Source organism: Rhizobium sp. WSM1328 (genome assembly GCF_057653715.1).
In genome coordinates this window covers 4,712,969-4,731,395 of record NZ_CM172788.1, presented here as the reverse complement: position 1 = coordinate 4,731,395, position 18,427 = coordinate 4,712,969, and the positions used below count along the sequence as shown (strand labels likewise).

The 18,427-nt window shown below is 62.2% G+C and carries 19 protein-coding genes and 1 pseudogene; 9 read left to right on the top strand and 11 right to left on the bottom strand.

Annotated elements, in window-relative coordinates; genetic code table 11:
• Positions 1–77: 77 nt before the first annotated feature.
• Positions 78–1,613: a S10 family peptidase gene (locus tag AC2444_RS23395; protein WP_012759860.1), complete on the top strand. Its 1,536-nt coding sequence runs from the start codon at positions 78–80 to the stop codon at positions 1,611–1,613.
• Positions 1,614–1,680: 67 nt separating this feature from the next.
• Positions 1,681–2,082 carry a GFA family protein gene (locus tag AC2444_RS23390; protein ID WP_012759859.1) on the top strand — a complete coding sequence of 134 codons (402 nt, stop codon included), beginning with the start codon at positions 1,681–1,683 and terminating at the stop codon, positions 2,080–2,082.
• A gap of 101 nt (positions 2,083–2,183) precedes the next feature.
• Here AC2444_RS23390 and tsaA read toward each other — a convergent pair whose 3' ends face one another.
• Both tsaA and AC2444_RS23380 read right to left on the bottom strand, forming a co-directional pair.
• Positions 2,184–2,675, bottom strand: coding sequence for a tRNA (N6-threonylcarbamoyladenosine(37)-N6)-methyltransferase TrmO (gene tsaA / locus AC2444_RS23385; protein ID WP_012759858.1), 492 nt, complete (start codon positions 2,673–2,675; stop codon positions 2,184–2,186).
• Between the two features lie 92 nt (positions 2,676–2,767).
• Positions 2,768–3,349, bottom strand: a complete 582-nt coding sequence (locus tag AC2444_RS23380) for an Lrp/AsnC family transcriptional regulator (protein WP_041935617.1) — start codon at positions 3,347–3,349, stop codon at positions 2,768–2,770.
• A 27-nt stretch (positions 3,350–3,376) separates the two neighbouring features.
• Here AC2444_RS23380 and AC2444_RS23375 point away from each other — a divergent pair, with 27 nt between their 5' ends.
• Positions 3,377–3,763 (top strand): RidA family protein, encoded by a 387-nt coding sequence (locus AC2444_RS23375; protein ID WP_012759856.1) that lies wholly within the window; start codon positions 3,377–3,379, stop codon positions 3,761–3,763.
• 45 nt (positions 3,764–3,808) lie between these two features.
• Here AC2444_RS23375 and AC2444_RS23370 read toward each other — a convergent pair whose 3' ends face one another.
• On the bottom strand, positions 3,809–4,516 hold the full coding sequence (locus AC2444_RS23370; RefSeq protein ID WP_012759855.1) for a glutathione S-transferase family protein: 708 nt from the start codon (positions 4,514–4,516) through the stop codon (positions 3,809–3,811).
• A 114-nt stretch (positions 4,517–4,630) separates the two neighbouring features.
• On the opposite strand from AC2444_RS23370, the gene AC2444_RS23365 reads away from it, so the two are divergent.
• Positions 4,631–5,521: a LysR substrate-binding domain-containing protein gene (locus tag AC2444_RS23365; RefSeq protein ID WP_012759854.1), complete on the top strand. Its 891-nt coding sequence runs from the start codon at positions 4,631–4,633 to the stop codon at positions 5,519–5,521.
• Positions 5,522–5,524: 3 nt separating this feature from the next.
• Here AC2444_RS23365 and AC2444_RS23360 read toward each other — a convergent pair whose 3' ends face one another.
• Positions 5,525–7,108 (bottom strand): peptide chain release factor 3, encoded by a 1,584-nt coding sequence (locus AC2444_RS23360; protein ID WP_012759853.1) that lies wholly within the window; start codon positions 7,106–7,108, stop codon positions 5,525–5,527.
• Between the two features lie 91 nt (positions 7,109–7,199).
• Here AC2444_RS23360 and dut point away from each other — a divergent pair, with 91 nt between their 5' ends.
• Together dut and AC2444_RS23350 are read left to right on the top strand one after the other, a co-directional pair.
• Positions 7,200–7,670 carry a dUTP diphosphatase gene (dut, locus tag AC2444_RS23355; RefSeq protein WP_012759852.1) on the top strand — a complete coding sequence of 157 codons (471 nt, stop codon included), beginning with the start codon at positions 7,200–7,202 and terminating at the stop codon, positions 7,668–7,670.
• Positions 7,670–8,569: a GNAT family N-acetyltransferase gene (locus tag AC2444_RS23350; protein ID WP_012759851.1), complete on the top strand. Its 900-nt coding sequence runs from the start codon at positions 7,670–7,672 to the stop codon at positions 8,567–8,569. Before dut ends, AC2444_RS23350 begins: the two co-directional genes overlap by 1 nt.
• A gap of 6 nt (positions 8,570–8,575) precedes the next feature.
• Here the strand turns inward: AC2444_RS23350 and AC2444_RS23345 are convergent, their stop codons facing one another.
• Positions 8,576–9,040 (bottom strand): Lrp/AsnC family transcriptional regulator, encoded by a 465-nt coding sequence (locus AC2444_RS23345; protein WP_012759850.1) that lies wholly within the window; start codon positions 9,038–9,040, stop codon positions 8,576–8,578.
• A gap of 99 nt (positions 9,041–9,139) precedes the next feature.
• Between AC2444_RS23345 and AC2444_RS23340 the strand changes: the two genes are divergently transcribed.
• Complete coding sequence (locus tag AC2444_RS23340; protein ID WP_171815709.1) at positions 9,140–10,054, top strand: DMT family transporter; 915 nt, start codon at positions 9,140–9,142, stop codon at positions 10,052–10,054.
• Between the two features lie 47 nt (positions 10,055–10,101).
• On the opposite strand, the gene AC2444_RS23335 is transcribed toward AC2444_RS23340, so the two are convergent.
• Positions 10,102–10,620 (bottom strand): Dps family protein, encoded by a 519-nt coding sequence (locus AC2444_RS23335; protein WP_012759848.1) that lies wholly within the window; start codon positions 10,618–10,620, stop codon positions 10,102–10,104.
• A gap of 232 nt (positions 10,621–10,852) precedes the next feature.
• Between AC2444_RS23335 and AC2444_RS23330 the strand changes: the two genes are divergently transcribed.
• Both AC2444_RS23330 and cysK read left to right on the top strand, forming a co-directional pair.
• Positions 10,853–11,470, top strand: coding sequence for a LysE family translocator (locus tag AC2444_RS23330; protein ID WP_041935707.1), 618 nt, complete (start codon positions 10,853–10,855; stop codon positions 11,468–11,470).
• A 144-nt stretch (positions 11,471–11,614) separates the two neighbouring features.
• Positions 11,615–12,577: a cysteine synthase A gene (gene cysK / locus AC2444_RS23325; RefSeq protein ID WP_012759846.1), complete on the top strand. Its 963-nt coding sequence runs from the start codon at positions 11,615–11,617 to the stop codon at positions 12,575–12,577.
• 387 nt (positions 12,578–12,964) lie between these two features.
• On the opposite strand, the gene AC2444_RS23320 is transcribed toward cysK, so the two are convergent.
• From AC2444_RS23320 to AC2444_RS23300, 5 genes and pseudogenes are all read right to left on the bottom strand, one after another.
• On the bottom strand, positions 12,965–13,303 hold the full coding sequence (locus tag AC2444_RS23320; protein ID WP_245461237.1) for a hypothetical protein: 339 nt from the start codon (positions 13,301–13,303) through the stop codon (positions 12,965–12,967).
• 357 nt (positions 13,304–13,660) lie between these two features.
• Positions 13,661–14,583: pseudogene (locus AC2444_RS23315) on the bottom strand (YifB family Mg chelatase-like AAA ATPase); the annotation flags it as partial.
• Positions 14,584–14,761: 178 nt separating this feature from the next.
• Positions 14,762–15,709, bottom strand: coding sequence for a glutathione synthase (gene gshB / locus AC2444_RS23310; RefSeq protein WP_012759843.1), 948 nt, complete (start codon positions 15,707–15,709; stop codon positions 14,762–14,764).
• Between the two features lie 146 nt (positions 15,710–15,855).
• The gene (locus AC2444_RS23305; protein ID WP_003555988.1) at positions 15,856–16,878 is read right to left on the bottom strand and encodes an ABC transporter permease; all 1,023 of its coding nucleotides are present in this window, start codon (positions 16,876–16,878) and stop codon (positions 15,856–15,858) included.
• Positions 16,862–18,382: a sugar ABC transporter ATP-binding protein gene (locus AC2444_RS23300; RefSeq protein ID WP_012759842.1), complete on the bottom strand. Its 1,521-nt coding sequence runs from the start codon at positions 18,380–18,382 to the stop codon at positions 16,862–16,864. Before AC2444_RS23300 ends, AC2444_RS23305 begins: the two co-directional genes overlap by 17 nt.
• Between the last annotated feature and the right edge of the window lie 45 nt (positions 18,383–18,427).

Here is an 18,427-nt window from a genome sequence, read left to right as displayed (position 1 = left end):
CCATCTCTTGATGCCGGTCGTCGGCAGCGGATGCTACGCTATCTCAGCCTCTCATCCCGACCGCCGGAGGAGATATCTTGCGCATACGAACCCTGTTTCTGCTCACCGCATTTATGGCGTCGCTGGCGCCTGCCCTTTCCCATGCGCAGGAAAGCGATCCACCGAGGGCGAATGTCCAGAGTGGCAGCACGCGCGACGGCGTGCTGAAGCTGCTGCCGACCGACTCCGTTACAGAGCACGCGCTGACGATCGGCGGCCGGAAGCTCGCCTATACCGCCACCGCCGGCACGCTGGATCTCTTCGGCCAGGACGGGGCGCAGACCGGCGCGATCTTCTACACCGCCTATGTCGCAAGGGATAGCGGGGCGAACCGGCCTCTGACCTTTGCGTTCAACGGCGGGCCGGGTGCTGCTTCCGCCTTCCTGCATCTCGGGCTGGTCGGGCCGAAGGTGCTCGATTTCGGGCCGGACGGACGCGACGGCGCCAATGCGAAACTCGTCGACAACCCGCAGAGCTGGCTCGATTTCACCGACCTCGTGCTGATCGATCCGATCGGCACCGGCTGGAGCCGGACGGCAAAGGCCGACGACGCCTCCAACTATTACAACGTCAGTGCCGATGCTGAGAGCATCGCCAAGGCGATCGCGCTCTATGTCGCGCACAACAACCGTTCCAACTCGCCGAAATATCTTCTCGGCGAAAGTTATGGCGGCTTCCGCGCCGCCAAGGTCGCCTCGGCGCTGCAGGAAAGCCAGGGCATCATCGTCGCCGGTGCGGTGATGCTCTCCCCCCTGCTCGAGGGCCAGCTGATGTTCAATGCCGATCAGTTCCCGCTCGGCGCCGCGCTGGAGCTGCCGTCTCTGGCGGCAGCCGAACTCGACCGGCACAAGGCCTTTGACGAAGAGCAGCAGAAGGAGGCCGAGAGCTTCGCGCTCGGGGACTATCTGACGACGCTGGCCGGGCCGCCGCCGACGGGTGCCGCCGCCGCCGCCTTTTATGGCAGGATCGCCGCATTGACCGGCATTCCCGAGGATATCGTCACCCGCAACCGCGGCTTCCTCGGCAGTTCCTTCGTCAAACATTCGGACGCGGGCAGCGGCGAGGTGATGAGCTCATACGACGCCTCCTTTGCAGCACCCGATCCCTATCCGGAATCGGATTACGACCGCGGCGACGACGCCATCCTCGACGGCTTCACCCGCGCCTATGGCGGCGCCTTTGCCGACTACGCCCGCAACGAGCTCGGCTTCAAGACCGAGATGACCTATTCGCTGCTCGACGGCGATATCAGCCGACGCTGGGAATGGGGCGGCGGGCGCGGCGGCGGATCGCGATTCCAGGCCAGCGCCACCGACGACATCCGGCAGTTGCTCGCCGCAAACCCGGCCTTCCATCTGCTGATTGCGCATGGCTACAGCGATCTGGTGACGCCTTATGGCGTCAGCCGTTACGTGGTCGACCATCTGCCGCCCTCGCTCGCTGGCGGCCGCGTCGGGCTGAAGCTTTATCGCGGCGGCCATATGTTCTATACGAAAGCAGATCAACGGGCCGCCTTCACGGCGGATGCGAAGGCCCTCTACGCCACACATCCGGTCGCTCAGCCGGCGGACTAAAGCGTGGCGATGTCTTTGTCGCTAAACCGCTGGACAGTTTTGCGCAACACGCTTTGGGGACTTGCCGATGCATATCACCGGAGGATGCCACTGCGGGGCGATCCGCTATCAGGCGGAGATCGATCCGGAGCGGGTGTCGATTTGCCATTGCACCGATTGCCAGCGGTTGACGGGCTCGGCCTATCGCATCACAGCACCAGCACGGTCGGGAAGTTTCACACTCACTTCAGGTGAGCCAAGAGGCTACGCAAAATATGGCGACAGCGGTGGTCTCAGCCGGCAATTCTTCTGCCCCAATTGCGGATCGCCGCTCTACCGCACGGACGGCGACGGCGGCGCGATCGGCATCCGCGTCGGCGGCATCGACCAGCGGCGGGAACTGGCGCCGAAAAAGCAGATTTGGTGCCGCTCGGCCCTCTCAGGAGTGGAGAATATCGAAACGCTTCCGCGCTTCGAGGGCGAGGATTAGGCTGGCGCCGGCTTGACGGGCGGATCGGGGACAGCAGTCAGGCTGGCGGATAGGAACTCGGATGTCATGGTAGCGGTCGACTGACGATCATCGGCCAGTCGTCAGCCGGTCTCAAAATCACCCGGCTGCGGCGGTGCGATCGGCGTAAAGAGCGTGCGGTCCGGCTTCAGGTCGAGAAGCGGCGTACCGTCGAGACAATCGAGACCGCGCACAAGCAGAACCGCGCCTTCGACGGCTTCGAGCCGGACGATCGAGGTGCCGATCGGATTGGGCCGGACCGGCGAGCGAAGCGAAAAGGTCCCGTGGGTCTTGCCGGTCCGCGCCGGGCTTTGCAGGAGCAAGTCGCGGCGAGACCGATCGAGCCAGTAGAGAACTTCCAGCCGCTCGAAAGCCTCGACGCCCTGTAGTGCCGGCACCCAGGGCTCAAAGATCTGGATCCGGCAAAGCGGGCCATCATGACGGCCTTGACGCGGCGTTTCCGGCCGTGACGTCCACGGCGTGGCGATGCGGCCGATGAAAACGAGGCCTGCATCGGTCGGCTCCGGCGGCTCGATCGCCACTTCGTTGTCGCGGATTTCATTTTCACGGACCATGGCTTTTCCTCATTCAAACCGCAAAATCGGCCGGGACTATGCCATGGCGTTATATTTCATGGAACATCTCGTCGATAACGCTTGCCACGAGCCTATTCCGGCGGGGGCATATCCGGCCAGTTGTCGGTGAAGCCGGCCTGGACCGGACGCTCCAGATAAGTGGAAAGCGCGATATAGCTGCGGGTGCCGGTGACGCCGGGAACGGCATGGATCTGGGCGAGAAAAGCCTCCAAGGCCTGCGGGCTGGTGGTGCGGACCTTGAAGAGAACGCTGGCGTCGCCGGCGACCGAATGCATCTCCTCGACCTCGGGAAACTGCAGCACCTGCATCAGCCGCTCGCTCTTGCCCCAACCGGCCGCCTCCACATGTACGAAGGCAAGCAGCGGTTTGCCGAGCGCTGCGCCATCCAGCGCGGCATGCACGCCCTTGATGGCGCCGGATTGTCTCAGGCGGCGCACCCGCTCATGCACGGCCGGCGCCGACAGGCCGACCGCTTCACCAAGCCTGGCATAACTCTGGCTGCTGTCGGCGGCGAGCGCGGCTAATATTCTTCGGTCGAAGGCATCGATGACCGGCTGCTGCCTGCGTCCCTGCCGAAGATCGTCTGTATTTTTCGCCATTCCGCAAACTCCCCTTTCTGCCGAAGAATAATCGCCGATACTGGCATTCTTCAATAGGATATTCGGAGGAGGAGGAATCTCATGGAGATGATCGCGCACAATCCAGCAAACGGGATCTATGCGGCCAGCCCTGATTACATCCATGCGCTGGAGGTCAGGCAATCGTCCCGGCTGCTCTTCGTCAGCGGCACCATGGGTCTCGATCAACGGGGAATGGCCGCCGCCGATCTGGATGGGCAATTGGAGCTCATCTGGTCCAATCTGCGCGCCATCCTCACGTCCGCTGATATGACGGTGGACAATATCGTGCGGCTGACGAGCTATCTCAGCGACGGCGCCTTTATGGAGGCGAACCAGAATGCCCGTCTTCGGGCACTTGGCGGCCGCGCCGTGCCGACCACGGCGATCATCGTCGAAACGCTGCGCGACGACTGGCTCGTCGAGATCGAGATCGTCGCCGCCGGCTGACGGCAGATCGGCCGTCGCACCGCAAAGGTGCGACGGCTGCGGCGATCAGGCCGCCTGTCTCAACAGGCCGAGTGCCTCGGCCAGATCGACCTCGCCGCGGAAACCGCCGCTGCTTTTCGCCTCCTGCCGATGCTCGATCGCATGGGCAAAACGCACGGCCGGTTCCTGCTGCATGCGCTCATAGAGGCGATGCAGGCCGGGAAACTGCCGGCGGTCGACGACCTGGTGAAAGTCGTTCCAGCGGGCGATGCCGACGAAATAGGCATCCGCCAGGCTCGGCCCATTGCCGAGAAGCCATTCGCGACCTTCGAGCAGACGCTCCAGCGTATGATGCGCCTTTTCGACCGCCGCGATTCCATAGGCGGTGAGGACCTGTTTCTCTTCCGGCTCCATTGGATGCTCGATCGCATACCAGAGCGGGCCGAAGGCCTTGAAGAAGGTGGTGTTGAGAAAGGAGAGCATCTGGTTCAGGCGATCGAAATCCGCCGACCCCTGCACAAAACCCAGACCTTTGCCAATCGCGCCGGCGCCGATATGGTGGAGGATCGCCATGCTTTCGCTGATCGTCCTGCCATCTTCGAGCAGCAGCGACGGCGTTTCGCCGACCGCATTGATCTTGGCGTAGTCATCGGTGGAGACCATTTCCGGCATCTCGACGCGGCAGAGCCGATAAGGCAGGCCGGACCATTCCAGCGCGACGATCGAGCCGAAGGAGCAGCCTTCCGGCACGCCGTAAAATAATATGGGTGACATCAATCGTTCCTTTCAGAATTGAACCCGTTTGGACGCGATCAATGTGAAGATGTGGACGATCATGCGGTAGAGGCTATAAATGCATCGCAATGTCCACATATCCGGAAGCTGACGATGACGCTCTTCAACCTCAACGACCTCCATCTCTTCGTGCAGGCCGTCGACAGCGGCAGCTTTACCGCCGCCGCCAGACATCTCGGCATTCCGAAATCGACGGTGAGCAAGCGGGTTGCGGAGTTGGAGAGGCGGCTTGGCGTGCGGCTGATCCAGCGCACGTCGCGAAGCTTCGCGCTGACCGAGCTCGGCCGGGAATTCTTTCAGCATGCCCAGGCCTCGATCATCGAGGCGGAGATGGCCGAGGGCATCGTGCGGCGGCATCTGGCCGAACCCGCCGGCAGCGTTCGCCTGACCGCCTCGGTGCCGACGGCGCAGTTTACCTTGACGGAGCATCTGCCGGCGCTGGCGGCACGCTATCCGAAGCTGCGGCTTTCCGTGCACGTGACGGACCGCTTCGTCGATATCGTCCAGGAAGGCTTCGACATCGCGCTGCGCAGCCACCGTGGGCCGCTGCCGGATTCGGCGCTGGTGCAGCGGAAGCTCGCCAGCCACCCCTTCTTCATCCTCGCCTCGCCGGATTATGTGGGTGCCCATGGCGAACCGCGCCGGCCGGAGGAGCTGGCAGAGCATGCGACGATCATGACCAGCCTGACGGAGGACCAGTGGCGGCTTTATTCGGGCGGCGACGAGGCTCTCGTCAGGCTGCATTCCGTCATGGCGGCGGATGAGCCCTATGTCTTGATGGAAATGGCCATGTCGGGGCTCGGCATTACCTGCCTGCCGACATCCGTCTGCCGCAAGGCGCTGGCGGACGGGCGGCTGGTGCGGGTGCTGCCGGAATGGACGGCCGGCAGCATCGAAACGACGATCCTGATGCCGCACCGACGCGGCCAGCTGCCGGCAGTGCGCGCCGTCGTCGACTTCCTGGCCGAGCGGCTTGCGGGATGATGATCACGCCGCCTTGGCGGCGTGATATTCCTTGATGGCGACCATCTTGATCGCCGGATGGCGCTCTGACTCGTAGCGCAGCGAGAAACCATCCTGGGCGAGGAAGACCGGGTCGCCGTCGAGATCGCGGGCGATATCGCCCCGCTTGACGGTGAGGAATTTTTCCAGATCGGCCGGCTGCTCGGCCGAGATCCAGCGGCAGACGGAGAAACGCGACATTTCGAAGGAGACCGGCAGGCCGTATTCGGCCATCAGCCGCTCCTTCAGGACGTCGAGCTGCAGGGCACCGACGACGCCGACGATCGCCGGCGAGCCGTCTTCCGGCGAAAACAGCTGGACGACGCCTTCTTCGGCCATCTGCTGCAGGGCTTCCTTCAGCTTCTTCGCCTTCATTGCGTCTTCCAGGCGCACGCGGCGCAGGATCTCCGGCGAGAAGTTCGGCACGCCCTGGAAGACCAGCGATTCACCTTCGGTCAGCGTATCGCCGATCCGGAGCGTGCCGTGGTTGGGAATGCCGACGACGTCGCCGGCATAGGCGGTGTCGGCGAGCTGGCGCTGCGAGGCGAAGAAGAATTGCGGCGCCGTCAGGCCGAGCTGCTTGCCGGTGCGGGCAAGCCTTGCCTTCATGCCGCGCTCGAGCTTGCCGGAGCAGATGCGGGCAAAGGCGATGCGGTCGCGGTGGTTGGGGTCCATGTTGGCCTGGATCTTGAAGACGAAGGCCGTCATCTTGTCGTCGGTCGCGTGCACGATCCTGGTATCGGCGACCTGGTCCCGCGGTGGCGGCGCAAAATCGCCGAGCGCGTTGATGAGGTCGCGAACGCCGTAATTGCGCAGCGCCGAGCCGAAGAAAACCGGCGTCATATGGCCTTCGAGGAAGGCCTGGCGGTCGAACGGACGGCAGGCCTCGATCGCGAGCTCGGTCTCCTCGACGAAGACCTGGCGCTCGTTTTCCGGCAGCCTGCCGGCCACGCTTTGCGGACCGTTGACCGGCGTTCCCTCGATTTCGGTATCCGAACCGCGCACCGTGTTGGCGGCGATATTGTACGAGCCGCAGAAGGTCTTCGAGCGGCCGATCGGCCAGGTGATCGGCGCCGTATCCAGCGCCAGCTTCTCTTCCACCTCATCGAGGATCTCGAAGGGATCGCGGCTTTCGCGGTCCATCTTGTTGATGAAGGTGATGATCGGGATATCGCGCATGCGGCAGACTTCGAAGAGCTTCAGCGTGCGCGGCTCGATACCCTTGGCGGCATCGATGACCATGACGGCGGCGTCGACGGCGGTCAGTGTGCGATAGGTGTCGTCGGCGAAGTCCTCGTGACCCGGCGTGTCGAGGATGTTGAAGACATTATCGTTATATTCGAAGGTCATCACCGAGGTGACGACGGAGATGCCGCGTTCGCGCTCGATCTTCATCCAGTCGGAGCGCGTCTGCATGCGATCCTTCTTCGCCTTGACTTCGCCGGCAAGCTGAATGGCGCCACCGAACAGCAGCAGCTTTTCGGTGAGCGTCGTCTTACCCGCGTCCGGGTGGGCGATAATAGCGAATGTGCGGCGGCGGGAGACCGCCTCGGCGAGACTTTCGGCCATGCTTGTGAATCCTGTGGAATTGCCGCGTATCTAGCGATTAAAGCCCGGCAATGCAATTGACCTGAGGCCCTCGGACGCAAAGTAATGGGCTATGACCATTCATCACGATACGCGCCCGACGCTGAACCTCATCCGCTTGGCCAATGGCGAAGGCCTCGACCTTCCCGCCTATGAAAGCAAGGGAGCGGCAGGCATGGACCTGCGTGCCGCCGTCGACGAGGCAACACCGCTGACGCTTCTGCCCGGCAAGCGGGCGCTGGTGCCGACCGGCTTCATCTTCGAGATCCCCGAAGGTTTCGAGGGACAGGTGCGGCCACGCTCCGGCCTGGCCTTCAAAAACGGCATCACCTGCCTGAATTCACCAGGCACCGTCGACAGCGACTATCGCGGCGAAGTGAAGGTGCTGCTCGCCAATCTCGGCGACGAAGCCTTCGTCATCTCGCGCGGCATGCGCATCGCCCAGATGGTGATCGCGCCGGTGACCCAGGCGCGGGTGGCGGAGATCACCGAGGCAAGCGAAACGATGCGCGGCGCAGGCGGCTTCGGCTCCACCGGCGTCTGATGGCAGAGCGCCTCGACAGCGCGGGCCTGACCTTCCGGCAGGATTATTTCGGCGACCCTGCCGGCTGGGCGGCCCTGGTCTGCCTGCTCAAGGATATTTTCGGCATCGATATCGGGCCGCTGCAACAGCTTGGCGGACCCGATCCGACGAGCATGCCCTTCGGCTGGTTCGATGCCGAAGGTAAGCTTGCGGCCAATATCTCGGCCTTTGCGCTGCCCTTCGTCCTCAACGGCAGGATCGTCCATGCTGCCGGGCTGCAATCGGGCGCCGTGCGGCCGCCATGGCGCGGCCGCGGGCTCTATCGCGACGTCACGGTGAAAGCGCTCGACTGGTGCGAGCAGCAAGGCTTTGAAGCCGTCATCCTCTATACCGACAAGCCGTCGCTCTACGAAGCCTACGGTTTCCACGCGATACCCCTGCACCGATATGAGGGAGCGGCACCCGCCCCTTCGTCTTCCGCCGCACCCGCCCGGCCGCTTTTACCGACGAATGCGGATGATCTTGCCCTGCTGCAATCGCTGTTGAAAGGACGAAGCCCGGTTTCGACCTCGCTGGCGGTCACGGTCAATGCGGCGATGTTTCTGATCAACACCCAGCTCGATCCGGATGTCCGCATCAGCTTCCTGGAAGACAAACAGGCGGTGATTGCCTGGAAGATCGATGAGGCGGGCCGCTTCAGCCTTCTCGACGTCGTGGCGGCGGAGATGCCCTCGCTTGCCGCGATCCTTGGCGGACTGGAGATCGTGCCCGCCTCCGTCGAGGTGCTGTTCCGTCCCGACAAGCTCGGCTGGGAGGGTGTTCCACATCAGTTGGAAAGCGGCACGAGGCTGATGCTGCGCGGGCTCGGCGATGCCACCCTGGATTTTCCGGCGATGCTGTCGCCGATGGCGGAATTCTAGATCCCTCTATTTCCGGCGTGAAAGCGGCGGCAGGCGGCGCTTGACGGGCGAGGCTTTGATCATCGCGGTGTTGGTCTCCGCCCTTTCGGCGACCCGGTCGAGAATGCCGTCGAGGTCGGCCATCGAGCGGATGACCAGGCGAGCGATAAAACAATCATCACCCGTCACCTTGTCGCATTCGATGATTTCGGGAATTTCCTGGATGATCCGCTCGACGATGTGCAGCTGCCCTGGCAGCGGACGCACGCGCACGATGGCCTGCAGGGGATAACCGACGGCGGCGGGATCGAGATCGATGGTGAAGGCCTTGATGACGCCGCGCTCCTCCAGCCGGCGCAGGCGCTCGGCGGCACTGGGCGAAGACAGGCCGACCTGCTGCGCCAGTTCCTTCAGCGAGATCCGCGCATTGCCGGCCAGCGCCTCCAGAATGGCCTGATCGATTTCGTCGAGCGATTGCACATCATTAGCCACGGCGAGTCATTCTCCTCTTATGATTAGGCAATTCCGGTCATTTTCCTTCTTATCATTATATAAAATCGCCTCTCGTCGCAATATTCTTATGCCATCGAAATGGAGGCAATCATGGGCAGCGACATCAAAAGAGGCACGGCGGAAATGACGGCAGCGATGCTGATCTCGGGGACGATCGGCTGGTTCGTCGTCATGTCGGGACAACCGGTCAGCGGCGTGGTCTTCTGGCGCTGCCTGTTCGGCGCGCTCACTTTGCTGGTCATCTGCGGCGCTCTCGGGCTGCTGCGGCCCGGCATCATCACGCTGCGCGCCTTCGGCATCGCCATTTTCGGCGGCGTCGCCATCGTCTTGAACTGGCTACTGCTGTTTGCCTCCTACTCGCATGCGACGATCTCGATCGCGACGACTGTCTATAACACCCAGCCTTTCATGCTGCTCGTGCTCGGCGCGCTCTTTCTCGGCGAGAAGATCACCGCGACCAAGCTGTTCTGGCTGGCGCTCGCCTTCGCCGGCATGGTGGCGATCGTCCAGGCAAAACCCGGTGCGGGCGGCGCTGCGTTCGACGGCTACGGCCTCGGCATTCTGATGGCGCTGGGGGCTGCCTTCTTCTACGCGCTCGCAGCCCTTGCCGCGAAATGGCTGAAGGGCACGCCGCCGCATCTGATCGCGCTCATCCAGGTCGCAACCGGCATGCTGATGCTGGCGCCGATGACGGATTTTTCCCACCCGCCGGGGGATGTTGGGTCCTGGGCGATTCTGGTGACCGTCGGCGTCGTCCATACCGGGCTGATGTATGTGCTGCTCTACGGCGCGATCCAGAGGCTGCCGACGCATCTCACAGGCGCTCTGTCCTTCATCTATCCGATCGCCGCGATCCTCGTCGATCGGCTCGCCTTCGGCCACGCGCTGCAGCCGATGCAGATCGCAGGCGCGGCGATCATTCTCCTTGCCGCCGCCGGCATGAATCTCGGCTGGACGCCGCGTTGGCTGCGGCCGCGGGCGATCGAGGGCTGAGAACCGGGCGTTCCGGCACAGGTGGCTGAGACGCCCGGTTGCCGACATTACCTCTGCGGGCGCGTCGTTTCGAACAGGAACCAGGTGCGGCGCTCGCCCTCGTCGATCCAGTTCTCGATCAGGCTGGCGGTTGCGACATCATTATGCTCGTCGCAAAGGCCATGCACCTCGCGCAGCAGCGAAACGAGCTGGGCGTTGTCCTCGCGCAGTTCCGACAACATGTCCTCGGGCGTGACGAAATCCGCGTCATTGTCCGAAAGGCGTTGCTGGCGGGCGATCTGGCCGATGGAGCGCAGCGTCGTGCCGCCGATCTTGCGGGCACGCTCGGCAATGTCGTCGGTCATGGCGAAGATCTGTTCCGCCTGTTCGTCGAGCAGCAGATGATAGTCGCGAAAATGCGGGCCGGACATGTGCCAATGGAAATTCTTGGTCTTCACATAAAGCGTAAAGACATCGGCGAGCAGCGCCGTCAGCGCTGCCGAAATATCGGTAGTGGCGTTGGTCGACAGGCTGGACGGCGTCTTGAGTGGCGAAAGCCTGCGGGTTTCGGCTGGCGTATGGGACATTTAATCTCTCCTTGGTGATGAAAATCTCTAGCGCCACCGGCCGGGAAAACGCGGCGGGCCGCGCTGATCGCGCATTTGCAGAGAGAGAAATAGCAAGGCCGGGTCGCTTTCCAAGTGGATCATGGTCCAGCAGACCTATTCCTTGTGGTTATGGACCGATCAGCGCCAAAGCATTGATGAGGAAGCGGCGCTTGCCTATAGATGGGCGGTGGAAGCCCTGAGGGTTAAGAAGATGAGCCTCACCGTCCTGATCACCTATGCCGGAGCGCTGTTCATCGCCGCGGCCATTCCGGGACCCGGGATCACCGCGATCGTTGCGCGTGCGCTCGGCTCGAATTTCCGCGAGACCTTCTTCATGGGCCTCGGCCTGGTGCTCGGCGACATGGCCTATCTGACAGCGGTCATTCTCGGCCTTGCCTTCGTGGCGCAAACCTTCACCGAGGTGTTCATAACAATCAAGATCGCCGGCGTCCTCTATCTCGGCTACATCGCCTGGAAACTCTGGACGGCGGGGCTGTTGCCGCAGGATATCGCGGCGCGGAAATCCACCAATATCGGCCTATCCTTCCTCTCCGGCCTGCTGGTGACGCTCGGCAATCCGAAGACGATGCTCTTCTATGTCGCGCTGGTGCCGACGCTGATCGATATCGGCAATATCGGCCTGCGAGACTATGCGCTCCTGCTCACCGCCACCTTCGTGGTGCTGATCGTCGTGCTCGTGCCCTATATGCTGCTTGCCTCGCGGGCCCGCACGATGCTGAGAGAGCCGCGGGCCTTGCAGGCGCTAAACCGGGTTGCCGCCGGCATCCTTGCCGGCACGGCTGCCTTCATCGCCACGCGGGCGGCCTGAAATAAACATTCGGCAAGAAACGGTTTTCAAAGGTTATTTTCTCCGAGGACCGCCTCCCCGGGATGAAGGCGGGCTGGCCTAGACCGGTCTTTGACCCTATTCTCCTCCTCGATTTCAAGGACAGGATTTCAAAGGGAGGCACCCATGTCGCACAAGCCCGGCCGCGGCCGCATCTATTCCTCGATCACCGAGACCATCGGCGACACGCCGCTCGTGCGCTTCGACAAGCTGGCGCGGGAAAAGGGTGTCGTGGCGAACCTGATCGGCAAGCTCGAATTCTTCAACCCGATCGCCTCCGTCAAGGACCGCATCGGCGTCGCGATGATCGAGGGCCTCGAAGCGCAAGGCAAGATCACCCCCGGCAAGACGGTGCTGATCGAGCCGACCTCCGGCAACACAGGCATCGCGCTCGCCTTTGCAGCCGCCGCCAAGGGTTATCGGCTGATCCTCACCATGCCGGAAACGATGTCGGTCGAGCGCCGCAAGATGCTGGCGCTGCTCGGCGCCGAACTGGTGCTGACCGAGGGACCGAAGGGCATGAAGGGCGCCATCGCCAAGGCCGAGGAACTGGCGTCCTCGCTTCCCGATGCCGTCATTCCGCAGCAGTTCGAAAACCCTGATAATCCGGAGATCCACCGCAAGACGACGGCCGAGGAAATCTGGAACGATACCGACGGCACGGTCGACATGGTCGTCTCCGGCATCGGCACCGGCGGCACGATCACCGGCGTCGGCCAGGTGCTAAAGAGCCGCAAGCCCGAGATCAAGATCATCGCCGTCGAGCCGGCCGATTCGCCGATCCTCTCCGGCGGCAATCCCGGTCCGCACAAGATCCAGGGCATCGGCGCCGGCTTCGCGCCGAAGATCCTCGATACCGGCATCTATGACGAGGTCGTCACCGTGACCAATGACGAAGCCTTCGAACAGGCGCGGCTCGTCGCCCGGCTCGAAGGCGTGCCGGTCGGCATCTCCTCGGGTGCGGCACTGACGGCGGCGATCAAGGTCGGCGTCCGTCCCGAGAACGCCGGCAAGAACATCGTCATCATCATCCCCTCCTTTGCCGAGCGTTATCTGTCGACGGCGCTGTTTGAGGGGCTGGGGAGCTGAGGCAGGGTTTTGGCTGGGGGTCCCGGACGTTCATCTTCGCAGAGTCTAGGGGCGCTTTGGCGCCCCTATTTGCTACGCCACAGCCGTCAGTCTGTATCGCCGGCGATGCGGTAGGTGACCGCTTCTGTCATGCGGCCTTGGAGACGGATGGCTTATTGTCACGTCGTGCATCGAGCAAAACCACATCCGTATTATCCTCCAAACCAAGCCTGTTGAGGATGGCCTTCACCCTCACCAGCTCGGACGCGGTGAAGTAGATGATAGCCTTGATTGCATACCTCGCATCGCTCGCCGCTTGGCAAATCTCGGCCTGCTCATCCGCGTTTTGGCCTCCCCGATCATGGAGGGGTCCACCGGAGGGTTCTCGATGAAATCGTCCCGGGCCGCCTATATGGACTGCGTGCCAGCTACAGGGTTCTTTTCCCAATACGTCGGCAGATAGGACAGGAACAGTTCGTCCAATGCACGGCAGCGATATTTGAACCATTTTCGGGAGCGCTTTCCCCGGAAACCTTTCCAGCAATGCTGTTCCCAAAGCAATTTCTCAATCCTCAGCAAGGTAATCCAAAGGTATAGCAGGCCGTGGGCAAGTGTCGCCCTCGACGCCTCACCTACGTCTCCGAGCATCGCGAGCGGTCGAGAGTTTCCAGCAAAATCTTCTGGATGAGCTGCAACAATGTGAGCAACAAAATTCACATGAACGAAGTTGGAAAGCCACTGATACATATCCTTTCTGACTTCGTTCGGCGTCTGATCGATTGGGATGGAAAGCGGATCGTCGTCTTCCAGCAGCGAAACGGCAGCCCTAATTTTCGATGGAGATAGATGGCTTCTCCAGTGTTTGTAGCTCTCGCTAGGGTCTTCAAAGGATTTTATGAATTCTCGATACGTCGCTTCACTCTGTCACACTTTGGGCTGAAGAATGCACATCATCGAAGCCGAGTGATATGGCCAGAAGCCCAATTACCACTTGCCAAGACCATAATCAGCAAGTCCGCAGTCTCGATCACTCCTCTGAAGGTTGCTCGGGCCTGCCCTTCGAATCCATGAAGAACCAGTAGACGAAAGGCCTGCATGGATTGGGCTAGTGCGGTGATTGGCGCGCGCAATAACGCATTCACCGCCTTCGAGCGGCTGGCGCAGCGCATCGAGCGCCTGCGGCGTGAATTCGGGAAACTCGTCGAGAAAGAGCACGCCGTGATGGGCAAGCGAGGCTTCGCCCGGACGGGCGCGCAGACCGCCGCCGACGAGGGCTGCCATGGTGGCGGAATGATGCGGGGTACCTCGGCGGCCGAAAGCGGCGGCAGGATCGACGGCAGCCTGGCCGCCAGCATCGACTTGCCGGAGCCCGGAGGACCGACCATCAGAAGGTTATGACCGCCGGCGGCTGCGACCTCCAGCGCCCGCTTGGCGCTTTCCTGGCCCTTGATCTCGGCAAGATCAGGCAGGTTTGCGGCATTGGCGCGGATCGACGCTTCCGGCCGGGACAGGACCTGCGTGCCGCGGAAATGATTGGCAAGGGCGATCAGGCTGCGGGGTGCGAGGATATCGACGTCCGCGCCCGCCCAGGCGGCTTCGGCGCCGCTTTCGGCCGGGCAGATCAGCCCCTTGCCGAGCGCATTGGCGCCGATCGCAGCCGGCAACGCGCCGGATATGGCGGCGATCGTTCCATCGAGGTTGAGCTCGCCGACGACGACAAAATCCGACAGCGCATCGGCGGGAATGGCGCCGAGGGCGGCCATCAGGGCGAGCGCGATCGGCAGATCGAAATGCGAGCCCTCTTTCGGCAGGTCAGCAGGCGCCAGATTGACCGTCACGCGCTTCGCCGGCAGCGCCAGGCCGGAGGCGTGGAGGGCGGCCTGTACGCGCTCGCGGCTTTCGGCAACCGCCTTGTCAGGCAGGCCGACGATCTGCATGCCGACCTTACCGGGAGCGACCATGACCTGGACCTCGACCGGTACACCTTCGATACCCTGAAATGCAACCGTACTGACACGCGCGACCATAAGCCCATCCCTTGTCCCGCAAACTCTACCATACCGCCCTGCTGCCTTTGAAGGCCAGCGGTTGCAATTTGGCATGGACGAAGGAATAAAACAAGAACAATCAAAGAACGGAGTCAGGCATCCGCTGTGACCTTGGTTGTGCTCGGTCGCGGGACCAGAACGGTCATGGCCGGCTGGCTCAGCCGCGCTTGCGCTCGATCGCATCCCAAAGCAGGGCTGCTATATCGGCGCCGCCGAACTTCTTCACCTCGCGGATGCCGGTGGGAGAGGTGACGTTGATCTCGGTCATGTAATCGCCGATCACGTCGATGCCGACGAGCAGGAAGCCGCGCTCCCGCAGCGCCGGGCCGATGCGGGCGCAGATTTCCTGTTCACGCGCCGTCAGCTCGGTCGCCTCGGCGCGGCCGCCGACATGCATGTTGGAGCGGCTGTCGTGTTCGGCCGGCACGCGGTTGATGGCGCCGGCGAATTCACCGTCGACCAGGATGATGCGTTTGTCACCCTTGCGCACGTCGGGCAGATATTGCTGGGCGATGAAGGGCTCGCGGAAAAGCTGGCCGAACATTTCCAGCAGCGAAGAGAGATTGCGGTCGTCGCGGGTCGAATGGAAGACGCCGGCGCCGCCATTGCCGTAAAGCGGCTTCAGGATGATATCGCCCATCTCGTCGCGGAAACGGCGGATCTCGGCGGCATCCTTGGTGATCAGCGTCTTCGGCATCAGGTCGGAGAATTCGGTGACGAAGATCTTCTCCGGCGAATTGCGCACCCAGGCGGGATCGTTGACGACGAGCGTCTTCGGATGGATGCGCTCGAGCAGATGCGTCGAGGTGATGTAGGCCATGTCGAAGGGCGGGTCCTGGCGCAGCAGCACGACATCCATGGTCGCGAGATCGACGCGCTCCGGCGCGCCAAGCTCGTAGTGATCGCCCTTGACGTCGCGCAGCACCATCGGCTCGACGCTGGCATAGAGCTTGCCGTCACGGAAGCTCAGGCGGTCGGGGGTATAATGGAAGAGCTTGTAGCCGCGCGCCTGGGCTTCCAGGCTCATGGCGAAGGTGGAATCACCTGCGATATTAATGCCTGCGACATGGTCCATCTGGACCGCTACATTGGTGATCTTGGCCATTTCCATCCCTCGCTGAATGCCGGACAGATGTAGGTCGGCCAGATATCAAACGCAACGGGCAATCAAGGGCTTCCGGCCCCGGAGCATTTTTGTTTTTGCGCAATTCCGGGCGCAAAACCGCTGCAAAGTTTTGCTGGAATTGCTTTTCACCGCGTTTCGAGTTTCCGCATCAACCGGCCGCGATAGCTGTCGAGAATGACGGCGAGCACGATGACGGCGCCGATGACGATCGGCTTGATATTGTCGTCAGCGCCCAAGAGCTGCAATCCCGTCGACAGCACCTGCAGAATGCAGGCGCCGACCAGCGTGCCGACAATCGAGCCTTTGCCGCCCGAAAGGCTGGTTCCGCCGATAATAACGGCGGCGATGGCATTCAACTCGTAGCCGATGCCCGCAACCGGGCTGCCGACATTGAGACGGAGCAGATAGACCATGGCGGCAATGCCGGCCGTCAGCCCTGAGATCGTGAAGACCGCAATCTTGTACCGTTTCGGCTCATGCCCCGACAGCCGGACAGCCTCTTCATTGGTGCCGATCGCGAAGACGAAGCGCCCGAAGACGGTGTAGCGCAACACGAACCAGCCGATGAGGACGACGACGATCGCAATCAGGAAGATCGAGGGAAATATGCCCCAGAAGATCAGGTTGCCGAAATCGACGAAAGGCTGAGGCAGGCCGGTGATCGTGGAATTGTCGCTGACCACACGCGCCAGGCCGCTGGCGACGTTCAGCATGCCAAGAGTGACGATAAAGGAAGGAAGCTTCCACTTCTCGCAAATCCAGCCGTTGACGGCGCCAAGGATGGCACCCGTGCCCATCGACGCAAGACATGCGAGAACAATCGCCTGCCATGGCGAAAACGCCGGATTGATCATGATCGTCGCACCGATCACGGTGCAAAGGGCAAGCAGCGACCCGACCGAGAGATCGATGCCGCCAACGAGGATGACGAAGGTCATGCCGGCAGCAAGCACGGTGTTGATGGCAATCTGCACGAAGATCTTCAGGAAGTTCTCCGGCGTTGCGAAATAGGGCGCCGTCGCCGAGAAAAACGCCAGGATCAGAATGAGGGCAATGGCGACGCCTGCCTCCTTCAGCGAGATCCGGACAAGCTTGTCCCAGACGCTCACCTCTTTCGCCTCGGTCTGTTTTTCAATGTTGGCGGACACGACTGTACTCCTTGTAGGCGAGCGAAAGGATCCTGCTCTCGTCAAACTGTTCCCGAACTATTTCGCCCGATATCTTGCCGTCGGAGAAGACGATGATGCGATGGCAAATGCCGATGAGCTCCGGCAGATCCGACGATACGACCAGAACGCCTTTTCCTTCGGCCGCAAACTTCCACAGAAGCTCGTAAATCTCGGCCTTCGCACCGACGTCGATTCCACGGGTCGGCTCATCGAAAATCAGAACTTTAGGGCCGCGGAACAGCCATTTTGCAATGACGACCTTTTGCTGGTTGCCGCCGGAAAAGGTCCTGACCGCCTGATGGATGGACGGGGTCTTGATGCGCAGTTCGCGCACGAGGCGCTGCGAATGATCGTCCTGCGCCCTTCGCATGATCAAACCGTTGCGGGAGATCTTGGCGAGATCGGTTATGGTGGCATTTTCAGCGCAGTTCATATCGAGCATCAAGCCCTGCGTCTTGCGGTCTTCGGTTGCCAGGCAGAGGCCGGCAGCAACGGCATCCTTCGGCGAATGGATCTCAACCGGATCGCCATTCACCCGAATTTCGCCGGCGGCTTTGGCATCGGCGCCGAATATGGCGCGAACCGCCTCGGTCCGCCCGCTGCCGACAAGGCCGGCAATGCCGACGATTTCCCCCTTTGCCACGGAAAATGACAGTTCCGGGCTATTGCGCGTCACCTTCAGGCCGGACACGCCGAGCGCCTCGCCGGACACGGTGCTGTCGCTGCGAAAAATGCCATGATCCGCAAGCTTCCGTCCGACCATGAGTTCGACGATGTCAGGAATAGCAAGTCCGGCCAGCGGACGCGTGATCACGTGCTGGCCGTCGCGCAGCACCGTCACATCGTCGCCGACGTCAAAGATCTCTTCCAGCCTGTGCGAGATGTAGAGCGTGGTCACACCACGCCGCTTCAGCCGCTTGAGAATCTCGAAGAGGCGATCGACCTCCTTGGAGGTCAGGGTTGCCGTCGGTTCGTCGAGAACGAGAAGCTTGCTTTCATAACAAAGCGCCTTGGCGATCTCGACCAGTTGAAGCTGGGCGACGCTGAGGCGGCTCGCCAGTGTCGTCGGGGCGACATCCAGACCGACCTCTTCCAGGAGTTCGGCCGCTCTGCCGTTCATTTCCTTGTAGTTCACCAGGCCGTAGCGGCGCGGTAGATGCTCGAACAGCAGGTTTTCCGCCACCGTCAGGTTGGAAAGGGAGTGCAGTTCCTGGTGAATGACCCGGATGCCCGCCTTGAAGGCCTCCAACGGCGAGGCCGGATGGTATTGCTTGCCGTCGAACAGAATGTGACCGTCATCCGGCCTGAAGACACCGCCGAGCAGGTTGATCAGGGTCGACTTTCCAGCACCGTTTTCGCCGAGAAGAACGTGCCCCTTGCCGCGGCCGATCCGCATGGAGACATCCTTGAGCGCCACGACGCCCGGGAAGCGCTTGCCGATCCCTTCCAGCCTCAAAATGCCGTCATCTGCTGCGTCTGACATGGCGACCTCATGCACGCTCTGTTCGAACTCCGCGCAGCACGCATC